General features: G+C 43.4%; 17 protein-coding genes and 1 pseudogene. 9 read left to right on the top strand and 9 right to left on the bottom strand.

Annotation, left to right across the window (positions count from 1 at the left end; all coding sequences use genetic code 11):
• On the top strand, nucleotides 1-661 hold a 661-nt coding region (locus tag LEP1GSC061_RS21750; RefSeq protein WP_198014274.1), incomplete at its 5' end, for a hypothetical protein.
• A 17-nt stretch (nucleotides 662-678) separates the two neighbouring features.
• The gene (locus LEP1GSC061_RS17820) at nucleotides 679-1,068 is read left to right on the top strand and encodes a hypothetical protein (RefSeq protein ID WP_156844579.1); all 390 of its coding nucleotides are present in this window, start codon (nucleotides 679-681) and stop codon (nucleotides 1,066-1,068) included.
• Nucleotides 1,069-1,731: 663 nt separating this feature from the next.
• Here the strand turns inward: LEP1GSC061_RS17820 and LEP1GSC061_RS17815 are convergent.
• Nucleotides 1,732-2,782: pseudogene (locus LEP1GSC061_RS17815) on the bottom strand (IS481 family transposase).
• A 348-nt stretch (nucleotides 2,783-3,130) separates the two neighbouring features.
• Between LEP1GSC061_RS17815 and LEP1GSC061_RS21965 the strand changes: the two are divergent.
• Nucleotides 3,131-4,030: an RHS repeat-associated core domain-containing protein gene (locus tag LEP1GSC061_RS21965; protein WP_332248708.1), complete on the top strand. Its 900-nt coding sequence runs from the start codon at nucleotides 3,131-3,133 to the stop codon at nucleotides 4,028-4,030.
• 12 nt (nucleotides 4,031-4,042) lie between these two features.
• The gene (locus LEP1GSC061_RS17805) at nucleotides 4,043-4,249 is read left to right on the top strand and encodes a hypothetical protein (protein WP_040509133.1); all 207 of its coding nucleotides are present in this window, start codon (nucleotides 4,043-4,045) and stop codon (nucleotides 4,247-4,249) included.
• Nucleotides 4,250-4,535: 286 nt separating this feature from the next.
• Here the strand turns inward: LEP1GSC061_RS17805 and LEP1GSC061_RS17800 are convergent, their stop codons facing one another.
• The gene (locus LEP1GSC061_RS17800; RefSeq protein ID WP_016546836.1) at nucleotides 4,536-4,883 is read right to left on the bottom strand and encodes a DUF3147 family protein; all 348 of its coding nucleotides are present in this window, start codon (nucleotides 4,881-4,883) and stop codon (nucleotides 4,536-4,538) included.
• A gap of 113 nt (nucleotides 4,884-4,996) precedes the next feature.
• Between LEP1GSC061_RS17800 and LEP1GSC061_RS17795 the strand changes: the two genes are divergently transcribed.
• Nucleotides 4,997-5,743, top strand: coding sequence for a hypothetical protein (locus LEP1GSC061_RS17795; protein WP_156844578.1), 747 nt, complete (start codon nucleotides 4,997-4,999; stop codon nucleotides 5,741-5,743).
• Nucleotides 5,744-5,749: 6 nt separating this feature from the next.
• On the opposite strand, the gene LEP1GSC061_RS17790 is transcribed toward LEP1GSC061_RS17795, so the two are convergent.
• Nucleotides 5,750-7,012, bottom strand: a complete 1,263-nt coding sequence (locus LEP1GSC061_RS17790) for an MBOAT family O-acyltransferase (RefSeq protein WP_040509130.1) — start codon at nucleotides 7,010-7,012, stop codon at nucleotides 5,750-5,752.
• A 146-nt stretch (nucleotides 7,013-7,158) separates the two neighbouring features.
• Here LEP1GSC061_RS17790 and LEP1GSC061_RS17785 point away from each other — a divergent pair, with 146 nt between their 5' ends.
• Both LEP1GSC061_RS17785 and LEP1GSC061_RS17780 read left to right on the top strand, forming a co-directional pair.
• A complete protein-coding gene (locus tag LEP1GSC061_RS17785) occupies nucleotides 7,159-8,238 on the top strand; it encodes a PA0069 family radical SAM protein (protein ID WP_016545967.1) in 1,080 nt (359 codons plus the stop codon).
• Nucleotides 8,239-8,351: 113 nt separating this feature from the next.
• Nucleotides 8,352-9,218: an alpha/beta hydrolase gene (locus tag LEP1GSC061_RS17780; protein WP_016546381.1), complete on the top strand. Its 867-nt coding sequence runs from the start codon at nucleotides 8,352-8,354 to the stop codon at nucleotides 9,216-9,218.
• A 147-nt stretch (nucleotides 9,219-9,365) separates the two neighbouring features.
• On the opposite strand, the gene LEP1GSC061_RS17775 is transcribed toward LEP1GSC061_RS17780, so the two are convergent.
• The 4 genes from LEP1GSC061_RS17775 to LEP1GSC061_RS17760 all read right to left on the bottom strand — a co-directional run bounded on the left by LEP1GSC061_RS17775 (nucleotide 9,366) and on the right by LEP1GSC061_RS17760 (nucleotide 12,907).
• A complete protein-coding gene (locus tag LEP1GSC061_RS17775) occupies nucleotides 9,366-9,878 on the bottom strand; it encodes an SRPBCC domain-containing protein (protein ID WP_016546237.1) in 513 nt (170 codons plus the stop codon).
• Between the two features lies 1 nt (nucleotide 9,879).
• Complete coding sequence (locus LEP1GSC061_RS17770) at nucleotides 9,880-10,218, bottom strand: ArsR/SmtB family transcription factor (RefSeq protein ID WP_040509127.1); 339 nt, start codon at nucleotides 10,216-10,218, stop codon at nucleotides 9,880-9,882.
• Between the two features lie 72 nt (nucleotides 10,219-10,290).
• A complete protein-coding gene (locus LEP1GSC061_RS17765) occupies nucleotides 10,291-11,628 on the bottom strand; it encodes an adenylate/guanylate cyclase domain-containing protein (RefSeq protein WP_016546298.1) in 1,338 nt (445 codons plus the stop codon).
• Nucleotides 11,629-11,701: 73 nt separating this feature from the next.
• The gene (locus LEP1GSC061_RS17760; RefSeq protein ID WP_016546429.1) at nucleotides 11,702-12,907 is read right to left on the bottom strand and encodes a hypothetical protein; all 1,206 of its coding nucleotides are present in this window, start codon (nucleotides 12,905-12,907) and stop codon (nucleotides 11,702-11,704) included.
• Nucleotides 12,908-13,313: 406 nt separating this feature from the next.
• Here LEP1GSC061_RS17760 and LEP1GSC061_RS17755 point away from each other — a divergent pair, with 406 nt between their 5' ends.
• Together LEP1GSC061_RS17755 and LEP1GSC061_RS17750 are read left to right on the top strand one after the other, a co-directional pair.
• Nucleotides 13,314-14,132 carry a hypothetical protein gene (locus LEP1GSC061_RS17755; RefSeq protein ID WP_016546049.1) on the top strand — a complete coding sequence of 273 codons (819 nt, stop codon included), beginning with the start codon at nucleotides 13,314-13,316 and terminating at the stop codon, nucleotides 14,130-14,132.
• A 145-nt stretch (nucleotides 14,133-14,277) separates the two neighbouring features.
• Entirely contained in the window at nucleotides 14,278-15,171 is an 894-nt protein-coding gene (locus LEP1GSC061_RS17750) for a hypothetical protein (protein WP_016546190.1), read from the top strand.
• A 29-nt stretch (nucleotides 15,172-15,200) separates the two neighbouring features.
• Here the strand turns inward: LEP1GSC061_RS17750 and LEP1GSC061_RS17745 are convergent, their stop codons facing one another.
• Nucleotides 15,201-15,857 carry a DedA family protein gene (locus LEP1GSC061_RS17745; RefSeq protein ID WP_016546040.1) on the bottom strand — a complete coding sequence of 219 codons (657 nt, stop codon included), beginning with the start codon at nucleotides 15,855-15,857 and terminating at the stop codon, nucleotides 15,201-15,203.
• A gap of 41 nt (nucleotides 15,858-15,898) precedes the next feature.
• A complete protein-coding gene (locus LEP1GSC061_RS17740) occupies nucleotides 15,899-16,252 on the bottom strand; it encodes a hypothetical protein (RefSeq protein WP_040509124.1) in 354 nt (117 codons plus the stop codon).
• Between the last annotated feature and the right edge of the window lie 66 nt (nucleotides 16,253-16,318).

The raw sequence follows: 16,318 nt of genomic DNA, 5'->3' as shown, positions 1-16,318 counted from the left end.
TTTCTTTGTGAGTGGGGATAGAGCTTACGCGATCGGAGGCACATTTGGGAGAAAAATTGCCGAAGCGGGTTCGTTTGTTCGAAAATTCGCAACTAACCCGACATTTAGAAATGGAGTGCTGGAAGGTATGTTGGATTTTACTGCCGGTTCGATCGATGCATTGTTGAACGGCAAGCCGATGCCTTATGTTACGTACCATCATGGAGGATATATGATTGGAAATTCATATATCACTGATCATAGACTTTTAGGTTATGGCAAAAAGCACATACCGTACGAATCAAATGGAATCGCACATGTGGGCCATGGGACTTCACTGGCCGTTAGGAAACATGAATCCGGCCATATTGATCAAGATTTAAATATGGGTTTAGCATCTCAGCATGGATACGCAAAAGAGATATCGAATGATTTAACTCATGGAACAATTAATTATAATTCTTCGGTGTATTGGTTTTACAAACTAATTGGGCCTGATGCAACTCGAAATTTAGCAGCAGCAAATGCTTGGGCCTACGGAGGAGAGGTTAACTATGATTCGGCTGTTCATAGTTTCAATATGGGTTTATACTTTAACAACGTAAGCAATTTTGATCCAATTTCCAATTGGAGTACCTTTATGGAGGCTATTAAACGCGATATATGGAGTGGTTTTCAATGAAAATAAGATGCATTAGTATGCTATTTCTATTACTAACAATCAATTGTGATGGTCATAGCCCGGATGGTTGTGATGCATGTCCTTTCTTGCTACTGCCTCAATGGAATGCAAAATTCCAAATCAAAAACAGGACAGATATCGGGAATGGAAATTTTCATATTCAAGGCATAACTCCTTCACTATCACCAGGAGCTTTATCTCTCCAGTATTCAATTAATACGAATGAAAAAGGAACGTATCGCCTTGTTGCCGATATTGGCGGGGAGTTATTCAACTTTCCTAATTTTGATTTTAGCGGCACGATTAATGACGGTGCATTCATCACTACCCCTGGAACAATCGTCGTTGGAAAATGTAATTTATTCGATGGCCCGACCGGAACGATTATTCCAGATGGGTGTTTATAACAGGAAGTTGAGGATTTAGTGAAAATTCATTGGAGGGTACTCTTGACGTTAGTATTGAGCGTCATTATCACGGCGTCCTGTGGAGTTTTCGATCCTCAGAGTGCGGATTTAACACCGTGCCTTCTGGCAGGGACATATGTGATCTCGCATCCGGCTAACATGGGCTCGGAGGAATACTTAAATAATCAACTCCTCGTTTCAGCAGCATGCGGCCCAAGGGATTGACATAGAAATCTGTGCCATGGAGGGAAAGAAATTGAAGCTGATTTATCTGGTGGATATCTTGGGTATCAGCAAACTATTTCTTTCGCCTTGTATCTATATTATAATAAAATTCTTAGCTTAGAAACATACAATAATCTGATAATATGGGCTCAGATAAATAGCAGGTAGAGGAGATTAGAATGCATAATATAAATTTTTTTTCATTTCGGCCATGCCCATGATAATATCCACGAACTGTGATTTATCTCTTAACTCGGGGACATCTCGGGAAGAAAACTGTGCGAAACAACTCATTTTTAGGAATATAGAGAAGGATCTCGGAATCTGGACTGATTCAAATTTTGATCAGATTTTAACTGTTACATTACTTACTTGTGATAAATAATATTTTGATGTACAATGTTAGTATTCACCTGACACTTCTTCTGAACGCTTGTTCTAATTTTCTGCTTGGTGGACCTCCGATTCTTCTGTCTTAATGCCCTCAATGAAGACTTGAAAAGGAGTTCTTCCGTTCATGTTTCTACCTTGGTGCGCCCTCTTGTAATTGTATTCTTCAAAGAAGAGATGCAGATCGATCTGCATCTCTTCGATCGACTCATAAAATTTAGTTCTACCGGCGATCCTGAAGTGCTCATCAAGTAAAGTTCTGTGAAGACGTTCCACGTATCCGTTGCTTTGAGGCCTGCGAACTTTAGTGGTCCGATGTTCGATGTCTTCTAACTGAAGAAATAATTCGAAAGGATGTTGGTCTTCTCTTCCACAATACTCACGACCATTATCGGTTAGAACGGTTTGGACTTTAATGTTATGTTCTTCAAAGAAAGGAAGAACGTCGTTGTTCAAAGTCTGTACGGCAGTGACGGGTATTTTGTTATTAAAGAGCCTTCCCCAAGCAAATCGGCTATGACAATCGATTACGGTTTGTAGATAGACTCTTCCTACACCTTTTAATGACCCGACCATGAAAGTATCCATAGATACCAATTCTCCTGTAGAATCTGCTTGTATGTGCCTTTCTCTGTATTCGGGATCGAATTTTTCAAGGAGGCGTATCTGGTTTTCGCTTAGAGGTATGATCTTATCTTTATGATGCTCTTCGAGTCTTAGAAGCCGTTGGTGTTTAGTTACGAGTTTATTTCTTGTCCAAACTCCTCTTACACCACCCGAACTTACCTTAACTCCTTTAGACTAAGTTGTTGAGCGACCTTTAGCATCCATGAGTCGGATGATGTAAAGAATACTCTAAGACTTCATTTTCGATTTCTTCACTGACTCGGTTAGGGTGAGGCCCATTGGCTCCCGGGATTCTATCTAAGAGACCTTCAGCTCCATAGGTTTGGAAGTTCCTTCGTATTTCGTAGAACTGTTGACGGGAATATCCCATGATCTTGCAGGCTTTGCTTACATTTTCTAATTCATTTGCAAGCTCTAATAAATTTAGCTTTCGTCTAGTTGCCTTAACTGTTGCATTGGTGTTGGTGGTCATCGGTTTCTCCTGATGTAAATAATTTTGTCGTTAAAATCATTTTTCTTTCAGAAGAGGCTGGGGCCACCGGTTTTTCGGTGACTGTCAGGTGAATACTAGCTCAGCACAATTTTGATATGAAAGCAAACGTGGGTCCGGGGTTTCGAAGGAGTAAATTCCCCCGGAGAGGGGGTAGCAAAAGACGCAAATGCGGCTTTTGCGAGGGGGAGACTTCCCCCCTTCAGAGGAGCAGGAGAACCGGCAGTGGGAGCCTACTTCTACCAAACGGATCATTTAGGTTCCACGACTATGTTGACGGACGGATATGGAAATCCCATCGCGGGTCCGGGACAATCCGGAACGAGTTATATGAGCTATTATCCATACGGCGAAATTAATTATACGGAATCTTCTGGGCCGGATATATTCCGTTATAAATTCACGGGCCAGATTGCTGACTCGGAGACTGGTTTGTATTATTACAAATCTCGCTACTACGATCCTTTCTTGGGTAGATTCATACAAGCGGATGATAGAGCGGATCAGGGTATCAACGGTCTCAATCGTTATATGTATGTGGGAGGAAATCCGGTCAATCGCATCGATCCGGATGGACATAGTTGGTTGAGTGATCGCTTAAAGGTGAAAGGATTTTTCCATAGGGCTTTCTTTGTGAGTGGGGCGAGGATGTTTGACTTTGAAAGGAGTCTAGTAACTGCAGCTAGAATCGGATTAGCTCTAACTCCTTTAGGAATGCTATTAGATCCAGCTTTTACAACTGGTTTTTATATGGCGTCTTTCGATTTTACTATCGGAGTAATTGTAAAAGCTGCTCAAGGTAAACCTTTGCCTTCCATGTCATATAAGCATGGAGGATTCGTCGTTCGCAATTCTCTCTCGGAAGAGATTTACAGTAATTTAGATAAAAGCGAAGGAGGAGCGGTAACTTTTGGCCCGTTTGCCTTTGCTCATGAGGGAGCTTCCGCCGCAACTATCCAACATGAAGCCGGACATATACGGCAATATAACGAGTATGGAGGCTGGGGAGAAATCGGAACACATGTAAAGGTTGGTAAATCAGTTTTTGAAAACCAGGCCGATCGAAGAGCGGGAACAAATAGTTATGGGCAAAACTTAGCATATAATCTATTAATTGTTCTTCCGCTTTCACAATTTTTATATAAGAAATATCCGGATAATTTCCTGCTTCGATATCTTATAGGAAACTATATAGCAGATAATTTACCGCAAATCATTCCAACAAACTGAAGGAGACAATAGATGAGATTACGTCTGACGATTGCTGCTGTTCTTTTTAACTTTCTCACTACTTGCATAGTAGAGAAGCCTAGCGATCAAAAGAAAGGATGCATAGAAGGCATGCTATTAGTTAATGCAATCGCAAATTCACCAAATACCCCAGAATATGCAGCTGGAATAATGGATACCTTTGGCTATTGCGAGTTTTCCTATAGAATGAATAATTGACTATCCGACTATTTCGCTCCAGGGAAACCCAATAAAGTATCCGTTTTTATGAGGGAAGTCCAACATCTCGGGAAGAAAACTGTGCGAAACAACTCATCTTTAGGAATATAGAGAAGGATCTCGGAATCTGGACTGATTCAAATTTTGATCAGATTTTAACTGTTACATTACTTACTTGTGATAAATAATATTTTGATATGAAATACACCGATTGGATCCTTGTAACCCAGAGATTGCCACCGAATGCAACTTCACAACGAATCCAAAAACGAAATCGGATTCGATCTTAACCCAGGTCCAAACCGAATTTCCTTCCTAAGAATAACAATAATCCGAATAGAGATACAGTAAGAATGCAGGAGATTCCGAGAGCGGGCCAAAAACCTAACCTTGAGTTTAAAAACGGGAAGGTTAAAAACATGGGAAGAGTCGGTAATACATACCAAAACGTATAGTACGCGTGATTGCTTATTTTGTCGGAATCCTGCTTTTCCAACTGTAGCCAAACGAGAGTCAATATCGTCACCAAAGGAAGGGAGGCGACCAACGCACCTAGTTTATCCGATCTTTTTGCAAATTCAGAGATTAGAACGACCAAGGCGGCGGTAACGAAGAATTTTACTACAAGGAACATATACCCTCATCAGCCAAATGAGAATCGCGGATAGAGAAATAGTCAAAACCAATTCTCGGACCGGAAACGATTCGATTGACATTCTCTTCGTCTCGGTATTTTATCCAATCAAAATGCGACGCAATCTAGCCAGAAACCTTACTATTCTTTCCGCTATTCTTCTATTCAACCATTGCTATAACTTCCGAAAGACAAAGAGCGTAAGCGGAGCTATGCGCAGCGAAGATACGACATTTAAACTCGAAGAATTAAGATCGGCCAAGATCACGAGCAAGCAAAATATTCTCCTGGAAGTCGTAATATACAAGACGAATGAAAAAGACGAGATAGAAAGAAAGATAGGATGCGCGGAAGTCGAGGCGAATAAAAACGCCGATCATCTCGTCTCTCTTTCGGGAAACCGTGTTTCATTAGGAATTTGTGATTTTCCTCCGGATGCGATCGAACTACGGATCCGGAAGATATCCGAAGGAGAATTCGGAAACCGAAACCATAGCGCTATTCACTTCCGTTTTCCCTCCTATCAGGAAGAACGTTTCGTATATTACGCGATTGAAGATCGACCGGAAGGAAGGATGAGCGTTTGGAAGCGAAAAGTCGTGGTCGACAATTTTTACCTGAAGGAGAATCGGTACGGTTTCGCCGCTCTGTATCCTTTCGCGATTACATACGACCTGATAGCAGATACGATCCATACGATCGGAGCTCCGTTTGCAGTGATTTGTTTTATAGGATTAGCAATCGGTGGAAAACAGCCCGGCAATCGAAATGCGTTCGAAACAGGAGTCGCATTTTGTACTTTGCGATTCTGTACGGTCTATAAAGGCTTCGCTTTCTTGGACGGTGGAAAATTAGATTAAGATTCCTTATAAAAAGAATCGTTTAAACTTTCTTTCCAATAACTGAATTCCGATCGTAATTCCTATAATGACGATCGCAAAAAGACCGTAATCGTCCAAGGTTCCGGTTCCTTCCCCTCCGAAAGCCTTCCAGTATCCGAGCCACGAGTTCCATTTAGGAAAACGGATCAAAGTAAATACGATCCCGATACAATGAAAAGTCAAAAGAATGCGGATTACCGATCCGATCCAACGCGGAGAGATTCGAATTGGAATCCGTTTCTCTATCCAAAGAAAGGAGAACAGGAAGGCGGAGAATAAGAAACCTTCCCAGGAAAAAAGATACCAAAGAGAATACGATACACAAACGAACCCAAAGGAAACCCAGGGAAGAATATTTGCTTTTTTGCATATAGGATAAACAGTCCCGCGAAAGAAAACCGCAAGAGTCCGATTCCAGGAGAATAACACCTCTCGGATCGATTTGGAAAAGAAGGGGGAAATAAAATTTCTGGGAAGCCTGTACCCGAATAATCTTGCGGCTCCCCTGCCCATATCCACATATCCCGAAAAGTCCAAATACAACTGAGCGGCATTCACATAAAAAGCGATCCAAAGAGCGGAAGGTGCATAAGAATAAGGAGTCTTAAATACGGATTCGCTGTATTCGAAGAGTAGCTCCGCAAGATACGTTTTCTTTATCAAACCCAAGAGAATCCAAGCGCTACCTTTCAGGAGAGAAGAATAAAAAGCGGGAAGATTACCCGAAAACTTTTCCTGTAATTCTCTCCATCTGGGAATCGGCCCGGCGTTCGAAACGGGAAAGAAGGAACCGAATAGAATAAAATCTGTCTTGGAGACGGGACCCATTTTATTCTGCCGAATCAAATCGGAATGAAACTGGATGAAGGACAGGGAGTAGAAGGCGATACCTAAAGGCCAAAAAGGAATTACATTATCATTTTCATATAGAAAAGGACGAAGTACATAATGAAAGAAAAAGGAAGAATAATAGAATAGAATTCCCAGATTCAATAGAATCGCCGACCAAATAGCTTGTGGGGATTTCTTACGCGTAAGGAAATAATAGATTAGATAATTACCGATCAACGATACCGAAATAAAGATAAGATTTCGAAAATGATCGTTACCCGCGTATACCCAAAAAGTGAAGCTCGCAATTAGAAGCCAATATTTGCGAATGGGCGGACGAGCAAGCCAAACGAGTACCCAGTAAATCGGCAGGAAGATTCCCAAAAATTTCAGAAATAGGTAGGAGTTGAAAGCCACGGCAAGGGACGACTTTGCTAGTTTGTTTCCGTTAGGCAATCCTAAGAATTTTAAAAATGTAGGAGTTCCTACAAAAAGAAAGAAACCCCCGATAACTACTTACATTTTTGCTTGTTTTTTGTTTAGTATTTAAATACGATTATCCTATGGGTTCAAGAAAGAGGGGAACAGAGGAAAAGCCTCCGAGTAGATTCGATGATACGACTCGGGAAATCTGGCAGGAGGATAGAGGAGAGGATTTCGATTTTTCCTCTCCTAATACGGAGTTCTTTTGGGAACATTCCAAAAGTATTCTCACGAAGAACGATTCCCCGGATATTCCCTTCGGATCCAGCATCAATCCGTATCGAGGTTGCGAGCATGGATGCATCTATTGCTTCGCCAGACCCAATCATTCTTATATGGATCTTTCTCCCGGGCTCGACTTCGAATCCAAGATTTTCGTCAAAAAGAATCCGGCCCAATTACTCGCCTCCCAATTGAGCAAGAAAAAGCAGGCCTTGGAGCCGATCGCCTTGGGTACGGCTACGGATCCTTATCAGCCGGGAGAGAGAATCTACAAAAATACCCGTAGTATTCTCGAAATACTTTTAAAGTTCCGACAACCGGCTTCGATCGTAACCAAATCCTCTTTGATCCAAAGGGATACTGATATACTTTCCGAAATGGCAAAATTAGGAATTATTAAAGTATTCATCACTCTAACCACTCTGGACAAGGAACTTTGGAGTAAACTGGAACCTAGAGCTCCCGCTCCGAATAAACGATTGGAAACAGTCCAAAACCTTTCTTCTTTAGGAATTCCCACAGGAGTCTTGTTCGCCCCCGTGATTCCCTTCCTAAACGATTTCGAGATGGAGGGGATCTTAGAATCTGCCTCCGAGGCCGGAGCCGAAACCGCAGGGATGGTATTTATCAGACTTCCTTTCGAGGTGGCACCTCTTTTCGAAGACTGGCTCACGAAACATTATCCACTCAAAAAGGATAAGGTATTAAAAACGATCCGAGAGGCAAGAGGAGGAAAATTGTACGACTCCGAATGGGGAAATAGGATGAGCGGTACCGGACATTACGCTTCCCTACTTCAGAAACGCTTTCGCCTATCCGTAAAACGCTTCGCATTGGACGGATGGACCCCGTTGAGAAGAGATCTGTTCGCCGTTCCCCCGGAATACAGAAAAAGTAAAGACAATCCAGAAGAATTTTTACCCGGATTATTCATTTGAGCGGACCGTAATGTTGTAGTATCCATTACATTCGTTCAAAATAGAAAGTAGAAAGATTCCTCCGGGATAGAAATTTCCTTCCCCATTTTTTTCCATCTGCAAATGATTACCGAATGAATTGGGAACAAGCATACCATATCGAAGACGGAACCTTTGTGGGAGCCGCCGACGTATCCATCTATTACAGGGCCTATAGAGCCAAAGATGCCGCAAATCCTAGGACCTTGGTGGTCCAACACGGAATCGGCGAGCATGGCAAAAGATACGAAAATCTGCTCGAAGCGCTCTCGGGAAAAGGATATAATGTTTACTTAATAGATGCCCGGGGACACGGAAAATCGGGCGGGAGCCGCGGAGTGGTCACGCACTTCAACCAATTCTTAGCGGACCTAGACAGACTCGTTGGCATCGCTAAGCAGAAGGAAGGCGTCTCGAAAGTCACATTGATGGGGCATTCGATGGGAGCATTGATTTCTCTTTTCTACGCAGGGGAGCCTTCTCACCAAGGAAATCTGGATCGTCTAGTTCTCAGCGGGCTGCCGATCGAAGTAAAGACCAATCTAATCATGAATATAAAGAAAGGAGCAGGGAGTCTACTCGCGGGAGCTTTTCCTTCTTTAACCGTTCCTACGGGCCTGGATGCCAATCTGATCTCCAGAGATAAATCAGTTGTAGCGGCCTACAAAAAAGATCCTTTAGTTCACGGTTCAGTGGGAGCCTACTTGGGGGATTTCCTCCTAAATTCCAAGGAAAAGGCCCTGGAGAGAGCCACTCATATCAACTTCCCCGTATATATGTTCCATGGCAAAGAGGATGCAATCGCTCTTTCCGTCGGATCCGAGGAGGCGTTCGCCAAAATACCCTCCAAGGATAAAACATTAAAAATATATGATGGATTATATCACGAAACCATGAACGAACTACCGGAAGATCGAGCAAAAGTTTTAGGAGATCTGGTGAACTGGTTGCAAACTCATTGAGTATAAAGGGGAGAGTTCTCCCCCGGTGGATGCATGTGCGAATTTGCGGCCATGCATCCTATCTGAAGGAACAGGATGAATATTCAAATATTGATTTTGCTATAGTTTTAAAAAATGGATTTCTGCAAGAACCAAAGCAGTCATGATCTATCCTACGAGCTCTGCCAATAGTTTATCGAGTTCTTGGCAAAGTGGTACCCAACCATCCATTGCACCTCGTTCCATCTCGCGTATTTCAGCGGAGGCATATTTAATTACGTGAGTCATAAGAGTTAGATCTCCTTCAGTTGTGAAGGTGCGCGACTCTACAGTTGCATCCGGATTTTCCGGGCCATTCGGATCAAAGACCGACATATCAGTAGCATAATTCTCGGTATTTGCAAATTTCTCGGATATAATTACCTCTGTAAATTTTCCGTAAATACCCATTTCAGTCGCGTTAGAATCCGCAAAGACATACAGGTATTTGCCGCCAACTTTAAGGTCGTTGTCACAAGTTTTAAGTGTCCAGCCTTCGGGACCCGTTAGCCAACGAAGTATTAGCTCCGGTTTAGTGAAGCAATCGAATACCAATTTACGTGGTGCGGCAAAGTAACGCGTACCAACAATTTCCGTTTCACCCCTAAGTTCTACCTTCAGTTCTTTTAGGTCTGCTCTCATTTTAATGATCTCCTTTTGTTTGCATGGTCTGCAATTCTTCGAGTAGCCCATCCAGCGATTGATAGCGCTTCTCCCACATCCGGCGGTATTTCTCAATCCATTCCGTGGCTTTTTTGAGCGGCGCAGTTTCGAGTCGGCGCGGACGTGCCTGCGCTCGGACCGTGGTTGAGATAAGGCCTGCGTCCTCCAAAACTTTAAGATGCCGCGAAATTGCCGGCTGGCTCATTTTGAAGGGCTTGGCAAGCTCCATGACCGTTAAATCGCCTTTCGCAAGTTGCACGAGTATCGCGCGGCGAGTCGAATCGGCGAGAGCGGCGAAGGTAGAATCAAGACTTTGCATAGATACTTCTCTATATAATCATATAGCTATATAATAAAAAATGTCAATCTATTTTAGCTCTTTTTTTCTTCCTTAAAGAAACTTGTATCGCCTACGAAACTCTTCGTTTGGGATCCGTTCTTCCCCGGCGCGTTGGAGATCGGCCAATAGGCCATTGACAAAATACATTTCGATCTCTCCTTTATTTTTGGCGGGCACAGCACCCCTATATTCGCAATCGAAGAAATCTTTTACCAATTCATAAGTAGCACTGGAGATATTGATACGGCCAGGAATACCGGATGATTCGCATCTGCTTGCAGTGTTCACCGTATCGCTCCAAACGTCGTATGCAAACTTCTTCTCACCGATTACACCTGCAATTAAATCACCTGAATGGATCCCGAGTCGGAGCTCCCAGTATGGTAGACCTTGGTTTGCTTTGATTTCTTTCATTTGATTCATGAAAGCCTGGATCTCCAGTGCGGCCATCACGCAGTCGACAGCGTGTGTATTATTCGACTCCGGGATACTACCCGCAAACATGTAGCTATCCCCGATCGTCTTGAGTTTTTCTAGATTATGCCTCGCCATTACGCTATCAAAATACGAGAAGCAACGATCCAACTCCGCAACGAGTTCCGTGGGGGATAGAGTCTCCGCAATCTGGGTGAAACCCTTGAAGTCGGTAAAACAAACCGTTGCACTGCTATGCACGCGGGGTTCTGAAATTCCCTTCTCTTTCAACTCTTGGGCAATTTCTTCCGGCAATATGTTAAGAAGCAATTGTTCCGACTTTTCATGCTCTTCTGTTAACTTTGCTTCTGCCAAATCTACCGCCTTCACAAATTGGTAAACAACCAGAAAAAAAACAAAAGATAGCAATATCAGAGGGGGCATAAGATATTCTGCCGGTACTACCCATCTCGGTGGACCGAATAACGCATCCCCACCCAAAACTTTATAATAATACTGGCTAAAAAGAAAAAGCCCTAAAGGCAAAATAGAGATTATGATCCTTACGGTGTTAAACTTCTTAGAGATCATTAAAAATGACAAAGTGGAAGTAAGTAGAAACCCTAACTGCGCAGGATCATCCGCTTGAGACATTGTCAGTGCCAAAAGGTGATAATTAACGGCGATTAATGTAATTACCGCAGATAAATTATAATAACGTAACCTTAATAAATAAAATGCAAATAGAATCGGAATAATAAGAAGGAAATAATGGATAAAAGAGAAAAGATGGGTTTCAGGAGGCTCATTAAAATATATCGAAACGACCAGCAATGTCGGAACCGTAAACATACTCAATTGAGTGTAAAGAGTGGTTCGAACCGGCCTTGATTCGGATTCCGTCAGACCGCTAGTGATTTTTTTACCCTGAAACCAATCCCGCATAGCATCACGTAGATCACTTACTTTCTTCATCCCAAATCCGCCTCCCTTCCTCTATCGCGTTAAGAACGACAACTACATTCCAAAGAAGTCCGATCATTTTCGGCTAACGTGCCATGTCTTGCAACTGCTTAACCTTCTGATCCTTTTCCGGGGCTTCCCATGCCTTAGAGGAGAAGTTATTCAAGTCGTAACTTTTGGTAGTGTAATTCTCCTTATGAGGAGCGAGCAATTCCTTGTCCGGCTCGGTCGTTTTTGCCGCCAGTATTTTTCTCATCCCCTCCTCCCCCTGCCCGAACCAATCCGGATCCACCGCCAGGTTTACTCTGTAACCCCTTAATTGGGTCAAGGCGTAAGGGCCCTCGAATCCGCTTTCCTTAATCAATTTTCCGTAAAATAGAAAATCGACCTCTTGTCTTCCCCCGTTCAATTTTCCGTCGAAGGTGGCCCAAGCGATTGGCTCTCCATTGGAAGCGTTCACTAAATTGGCTTCCAAATGATAGCTGCCCGCCTTGAAAACGTTCACTCCTGCTTTTACTGTCAACGACCCTTCCTTAGGCAGATCCAAAAAATACCCGCTCCATTCCGCAGGTTGGTAGGGGGATGAAAAGAAGGAAGACAGTAGTTTCCCTTGTTTCTTTTCCTTTCCGTATACGAATTCCACTTCGAAGAACATATCCCCCCAATCCTTATAGGTGGGTCGCCATTCGAATGTGTATACATTGTCCTTGGCTTTCGCATCTCCGTCCAATCCCTTGTCGTTTCCATCCGGAGGAAGAGCCGTATATTTGACTCCGTCGAATTCTTTCCAAAGACGCACATTCCGTACATCTAATGGAGCTTTCTCGTATCTGGAATCGAAACATTCCAAAGTAATATGAATCGGCTCCCTGACTCCGATTGCCGCCCATTGCAAGGGCTGTAATTTGCAGGAATATCCGTTGGGCTTGGTATCCTGGGGTTTATCCACCATAGGGATAGGAGCTAAAGGAATAAAATAAGGATTCAAAAGATCCTCGTTGTATCGAGTAAGAGGACGAGAAATCGGAGGATACTCCGACCATTCCAAATAATCCTTCAGTATTTTTTCAGGTGGAACCGCATCGTCCACATTCTGCAAAAAATCCGGATCCGATCCGGGGGCCCCTCCCGAACCCGGAGGGGAACCTTTAGCCATCCATTCCGCTCTCTCTCTCTTCTCTTCTTCCGATAAGAACCATCCCTGCTCGTCGGCCTCGCCTTTCAGAAGATAGACGATTAGGCCGATTCCCATTCCCAAAACCAGGATGATTGAAATTTTTTTTATATTCATTCTTTCACTATTCTCGATGGAATCGAGCTGCCCTGTATAGAATACGCTCCAACTTCCTCAACCTTTATTTTTGCGAAATGAAGAAGGGGCAAATTCTCTATAACTAGAGTATTATTTTTTATATAACGGCTGATAGGAAAACTAATTTCCATGACAGTTCTGTGCCTTACCTTCTCTTAATCGTAACATTTATATAGAACAAGTTCTTAACTAACAGAGTACGCTTTTGTAGCAACCGTTATACATTATATTTTAATAATGATATAAGTCAGGTTTAAATTCCAACCGTTATGTTAAAAAAACTCCAATCACTTGACTCCGAACACCTCCTGATCCATACTTGTAGTCCGGGAAAATCATAGGAACGATTCCTAGGGTTTTCTCGAAAGATCGGAGAATAGAGAAGATGAAAAATTGGAAGAGTATGGTATTGGGATGTGTTTTCGCATCGTTGTTCATGGGTTCGCTTTCCGCACAAACCTATACGGTTTTCATTCACGGAAAATCGGACAGCAATCACAACGGCGTGGGAACTACCGACGTGAATAATTACTGGGGTAGCGCACCGAATTCGGTATCCGGAGCTAAAATCTTCGTCGGATACGACGGAACTAGCGATCCTAGAACTTATGGAACGGCACGGGCTCAAACCAATATCACTACCGGCTTGAATACGTATTGCAAGGGATCCAATTCCTGCAAGATCGTATGTCATAGCGCGGGTTGCTATGCGATCGAGTATTGGCTTTCGAATTTGGGTGGAACCACTGCTAGCAAAGGCTATAACGTTACGAAAGTGACCGCATTAGCTTCCGCTTCCGGAGGATCCGAGCTCGCTTCCGCTCTGAACGGAATTACGTTCGGATTTGGCGGAAACGCTATGGATAAATCCTTAATCGTAGGAACTGCTCGTGGAGCATACAACCATAACACCACTGCTGGTATCACGGTATACCAAGTGCCTGGCTATAAAGGTATGGTCGGCGCTTCTCTGATTCTTCCCGGTGAGGACGATTATGCAGTCGCTTTCCACTCCTCCTGTGCTTACAATAAGTCGGGCGGAGTCAGCGTATGCCAAACCTCTTTGACCCAGAGCGAAGGTATTTGGCCGTTCAATTCGAACGTAACCTATACCCAGTTCCAAGGTCATACGAGAGCGCCTTCCGTAGGAAGTTCCGGGTTGTATCTAAACCACAGTGAATTGAAAAACGAAGGCTGGAGATAAGCTTTCCAATAGCACGCCGAACCTTCGGCGTGCTATCATTCAATTTTCTTTTCGCTTCGCTTTTTTTCCTTTTTTCTAAAAATCAATCCATTCTGATATAAGCCTCTTCCGGATATTAAAGTCCGAGAAAGAAACGGAGCTCCCAATGAAGTCTTTTTCGTTTATCGGTTTTCTAATAATGTCCTGTTCCCAAATGAGTTGGAGACCGGCCGGCTTAGCGGTAGAGAGGGGCTGGTCGGAAAACGGGCAGAATTTGGTTCAAAGCGAGGTTCTTTACGAAGAAAAGGATTCTTGGAATCCACTTACCGGAACTACATTAAAGAAAAATTATAGAACCAAATTTAGAATCTACGATTTAAGCGAGACACCGAACCCGGAAGGCGATCCCCCTATTTATTCCTACCAGGTGGAGTCCTGGGTATTGCCCGGGTCGGTTTATTTTCACTCTGCAACAAATCGTCTATTCTGGATCCAAGGCTCGAACGACCAATATGGCGGCACGGAAAGATTTCCCGCAGTCTGGTCCCCGAAAGGGTTTCATTCTTTCGAACCGAACCAGTTCCTAAAGAAAGACAAAACGATTTTGCATTTCGTGCCTTCTCCCGACGGAGGAACGGCGGCGTTCATTTTAGGGAATACCGAAGCTTCTCCGGAAATTCGTTCCGCCGTATTGATTCTAGCGGACACGAACGGAAGATCCTCCAGTTCCGATATTCGATATTCGGAATTCTCCTTACCGGATTGGCAAGAGACACCGGATCATAAGATCCGCTGGTCGGAAAAATCCGATACGTTGTATGTTCGAATCAAAGACAAAGTCTTTATAGCTAAGAGTAAGTCCAAGAAGCTCGAGGAGGCGAAACGATTTCCGAGCTGTTTTTCCCCTCCTTCCAACTTCGGTCCGGTCGGAATCAGTCCTGCTGGTTCGGGAGGAGATTCGGATATCCGCAGGGATCTAGAGCCTCCTCCTTATAAAAAATTCAGGGACGCCCCTATGGTGGGAACGACTTTGAAAATCAGGGATTGTTCTTCTCCTTGAGAAAACAAAAGGAAAAGAACTTTCGAAACTTAGTTTTTAGCGCGACGACGGGCTTTTCTAAGCTCGCGTAGATACTCGATTACTGCGGGCATCACGGAAATCACGATAATAGCCAATACCACGATCTTGAAATTTCTTTGGACGAATTCCAAATTTCCGAATTTATATCCGCCGATCGTAAAAATGATGATCCAGAGAACCGCGCCGACAACATTATAAATAATGAATTTAGCATAGGTCATCTTTCCGATGCCTGCGACGAAAGGAGCGAAGGTTCTTACGATAGGAATGAACCTGGCGATAATGATGGTTTTTCCGCCATACTGCTCGTAAAATCTATGCGCTTTCTCCAGATGCTTCTTGTTTAGGAAAGGAACCTTTTCCTTAGCAAGAATCTGCTCTCCAGCGAGGTTTCCAATGGCATAATTCACGGTATCGCCTAAAATGGCCGCGATCACTAAGGATATCAAAATGGTTCCTAAATCCAAAGAGCCTCGGGCCGCAAAAGCACCGATAGCGAACAGTAGGCTATCTCCCGGGAGGAAGGGAGTCACGACCAAACCTGTCTCGCAGAAAATAATCAGAAATAATATCACATAGATCCAAACGCCGTAAGATTGGATAAGAGCGTCGAGATGCTGCTCTAAATGCAGAAAAAAGTCTAGAACAAATTTGATTGTTTCCAAAATTTGCCTCCGGGGTCAGATTTAGACCGACAATGGGGAAGTCAAACGTCTTCGGTTCCTATTTCCGGAAACAAGCCCGACCCTTCTACTCCGTATTTGTAAATTTTCGTAGGATAATTCAAACGTATCTTTCCGGAAGAGACTCCTAAACGATCAGGCCGGATCCTTGCGTCGAATTCCACCCGGTCTCCCTGTTTCAATTTTAATCTGCGAAAACGGGAGGAATAATAAAATTCCTGAGCGTATAAAATCTTCCTACCGGAAACGAGAAGTCTTATGTCGTTGATTAGAATTCTGGATCTCTCCGGATTTCGGTGCTGGAGGATGGAATTTACCGTACCCCTAAATCGGGTCCGGATTTTAGGCATATTTTCCGCGGATTCAGACAAACCCATTCTTCCTAGACCAAATCAACGGAAAACCTAGGATCCGTACATTCGTTTTTCGATCGACATCTTCCG

Origin of the sequence: Leptospira wolffii serovar Khorat str. Khorat-H2 (assembly GCF_000306115.2) — a bacterium.
Classification (GTDB): Bacteria; Spirochaetota; Leptospiria; order Leptospirales; family Leptospiraceae; genus Leptospira_B; species Leptospira_B wolffii.
Note: the sequence above shows the minus strand (reverse complement) of the source record. Positions and strands in the feature narration are given on the sequence as shown.

Bases quoted from the DNA above. Each gene is read 5' to 3' on its own strand.
- LEP1GSC061_RS17820 (WP_156844579.1), top strand. From the start codon at position 679: ATGCTATTTCTATTACTAACAATCAATTGTGATGGTCATAGCCCGGAT.
- LEP1GSC061_RS21965 (WP_332248708.1), top strand. From the start codon at position 3,131: ATGAGCTATTATCCATACGGCGAAATTAATTATACGGAATCTTCTGGG.
- LEP1GSC061_RS17805 (WP_040509133.1), top strand. From the start codon at position 4,043: ATGAGATTACGTCTGACGATTGCTGCTGTTCTTTTTAACTTTCTCACT.
- LEP1GSC061_RS17800 (WP_016546836.1), bottom strand. From the start codon at position 4,883: ATGTTCCTTGTAGTAAAATTCTTCGTTACCGCCGCCTTGGTCGTTCTA.
- LEP1GSC061_RS17795 (WP_156844578.1), top strand. From the start codon at position 4,997: ATGCGACGCAATCTAGCCAGAAACCTTACTATTCTTTCCGCTATTCTT.
- LEP1GSC061_RS17785 (WP_016545967.1), top strand. From the start codon at position 7,159: ATGGGTTCAAGAAAGAGGGGAACAGAGGAAAAGCCTCCGAGTAGATTC.
- LEP1GSC061_RS17780 (WP_016546381.1), top strand. From the start codon at position 8,352: ATGAATTGGGAACAAGCATACCATATCGAAGACGGAACCTTTGTGGGA.
- LEP1GSC061_RS17775 (WP_016546237.1), bottom strand. From the start codon at position 9,878: ATGAGAGCAGACCTAAAAGAACTGAAGGTAGAACTTAGGGGTGAAACG.
- LEP1GSC061_RS17770 (WP_040509127.1), bottom strand. From the start codon at position 10,218: ATGCAAAGTCTTGATTCTACCTTCGCCGCTCTCGCCGATTCGACTCGC.
- LEP1GSC061_RS17765 (WP_016546298.1), bottom strand. From the start codon at position 11,628: ATGAAGAAAGTAAGTGATCTACGTGATGCTATGCGGGATTGGTTTCAG.
- LEP1GSC061_RS17760 (WP_016546429.1), bottom strand. From the start codon at position 12,907: ATGAATATAAAAAAAATTTCAATCATCCTGGTTTTGGGAATGGGAATC.
- LEP1GSC061_RS17755 (WP_016546049.1), top strand. From the start codon at position 13,314: ATGAAAAATTGGAAGAGTATGGTATTGGGATGTGTTTTCGCATCGTTG.
- LEP1GSC061_RS17750 (WP_016546190.1), top strand. From the start codon at position 14,278: ATGAAGTCTTTTTCGTTTATCGGTTTTCTAATAATGTCCTGTTCCCAA.
- LEP1GSC061_RS17740 (WP_040509124.1), bottom strand. From the start codon at position 16,252: ATGGGTTTGTCTGAATCCGCGGAAAATATGCCTAAAATCCGGACCCGA.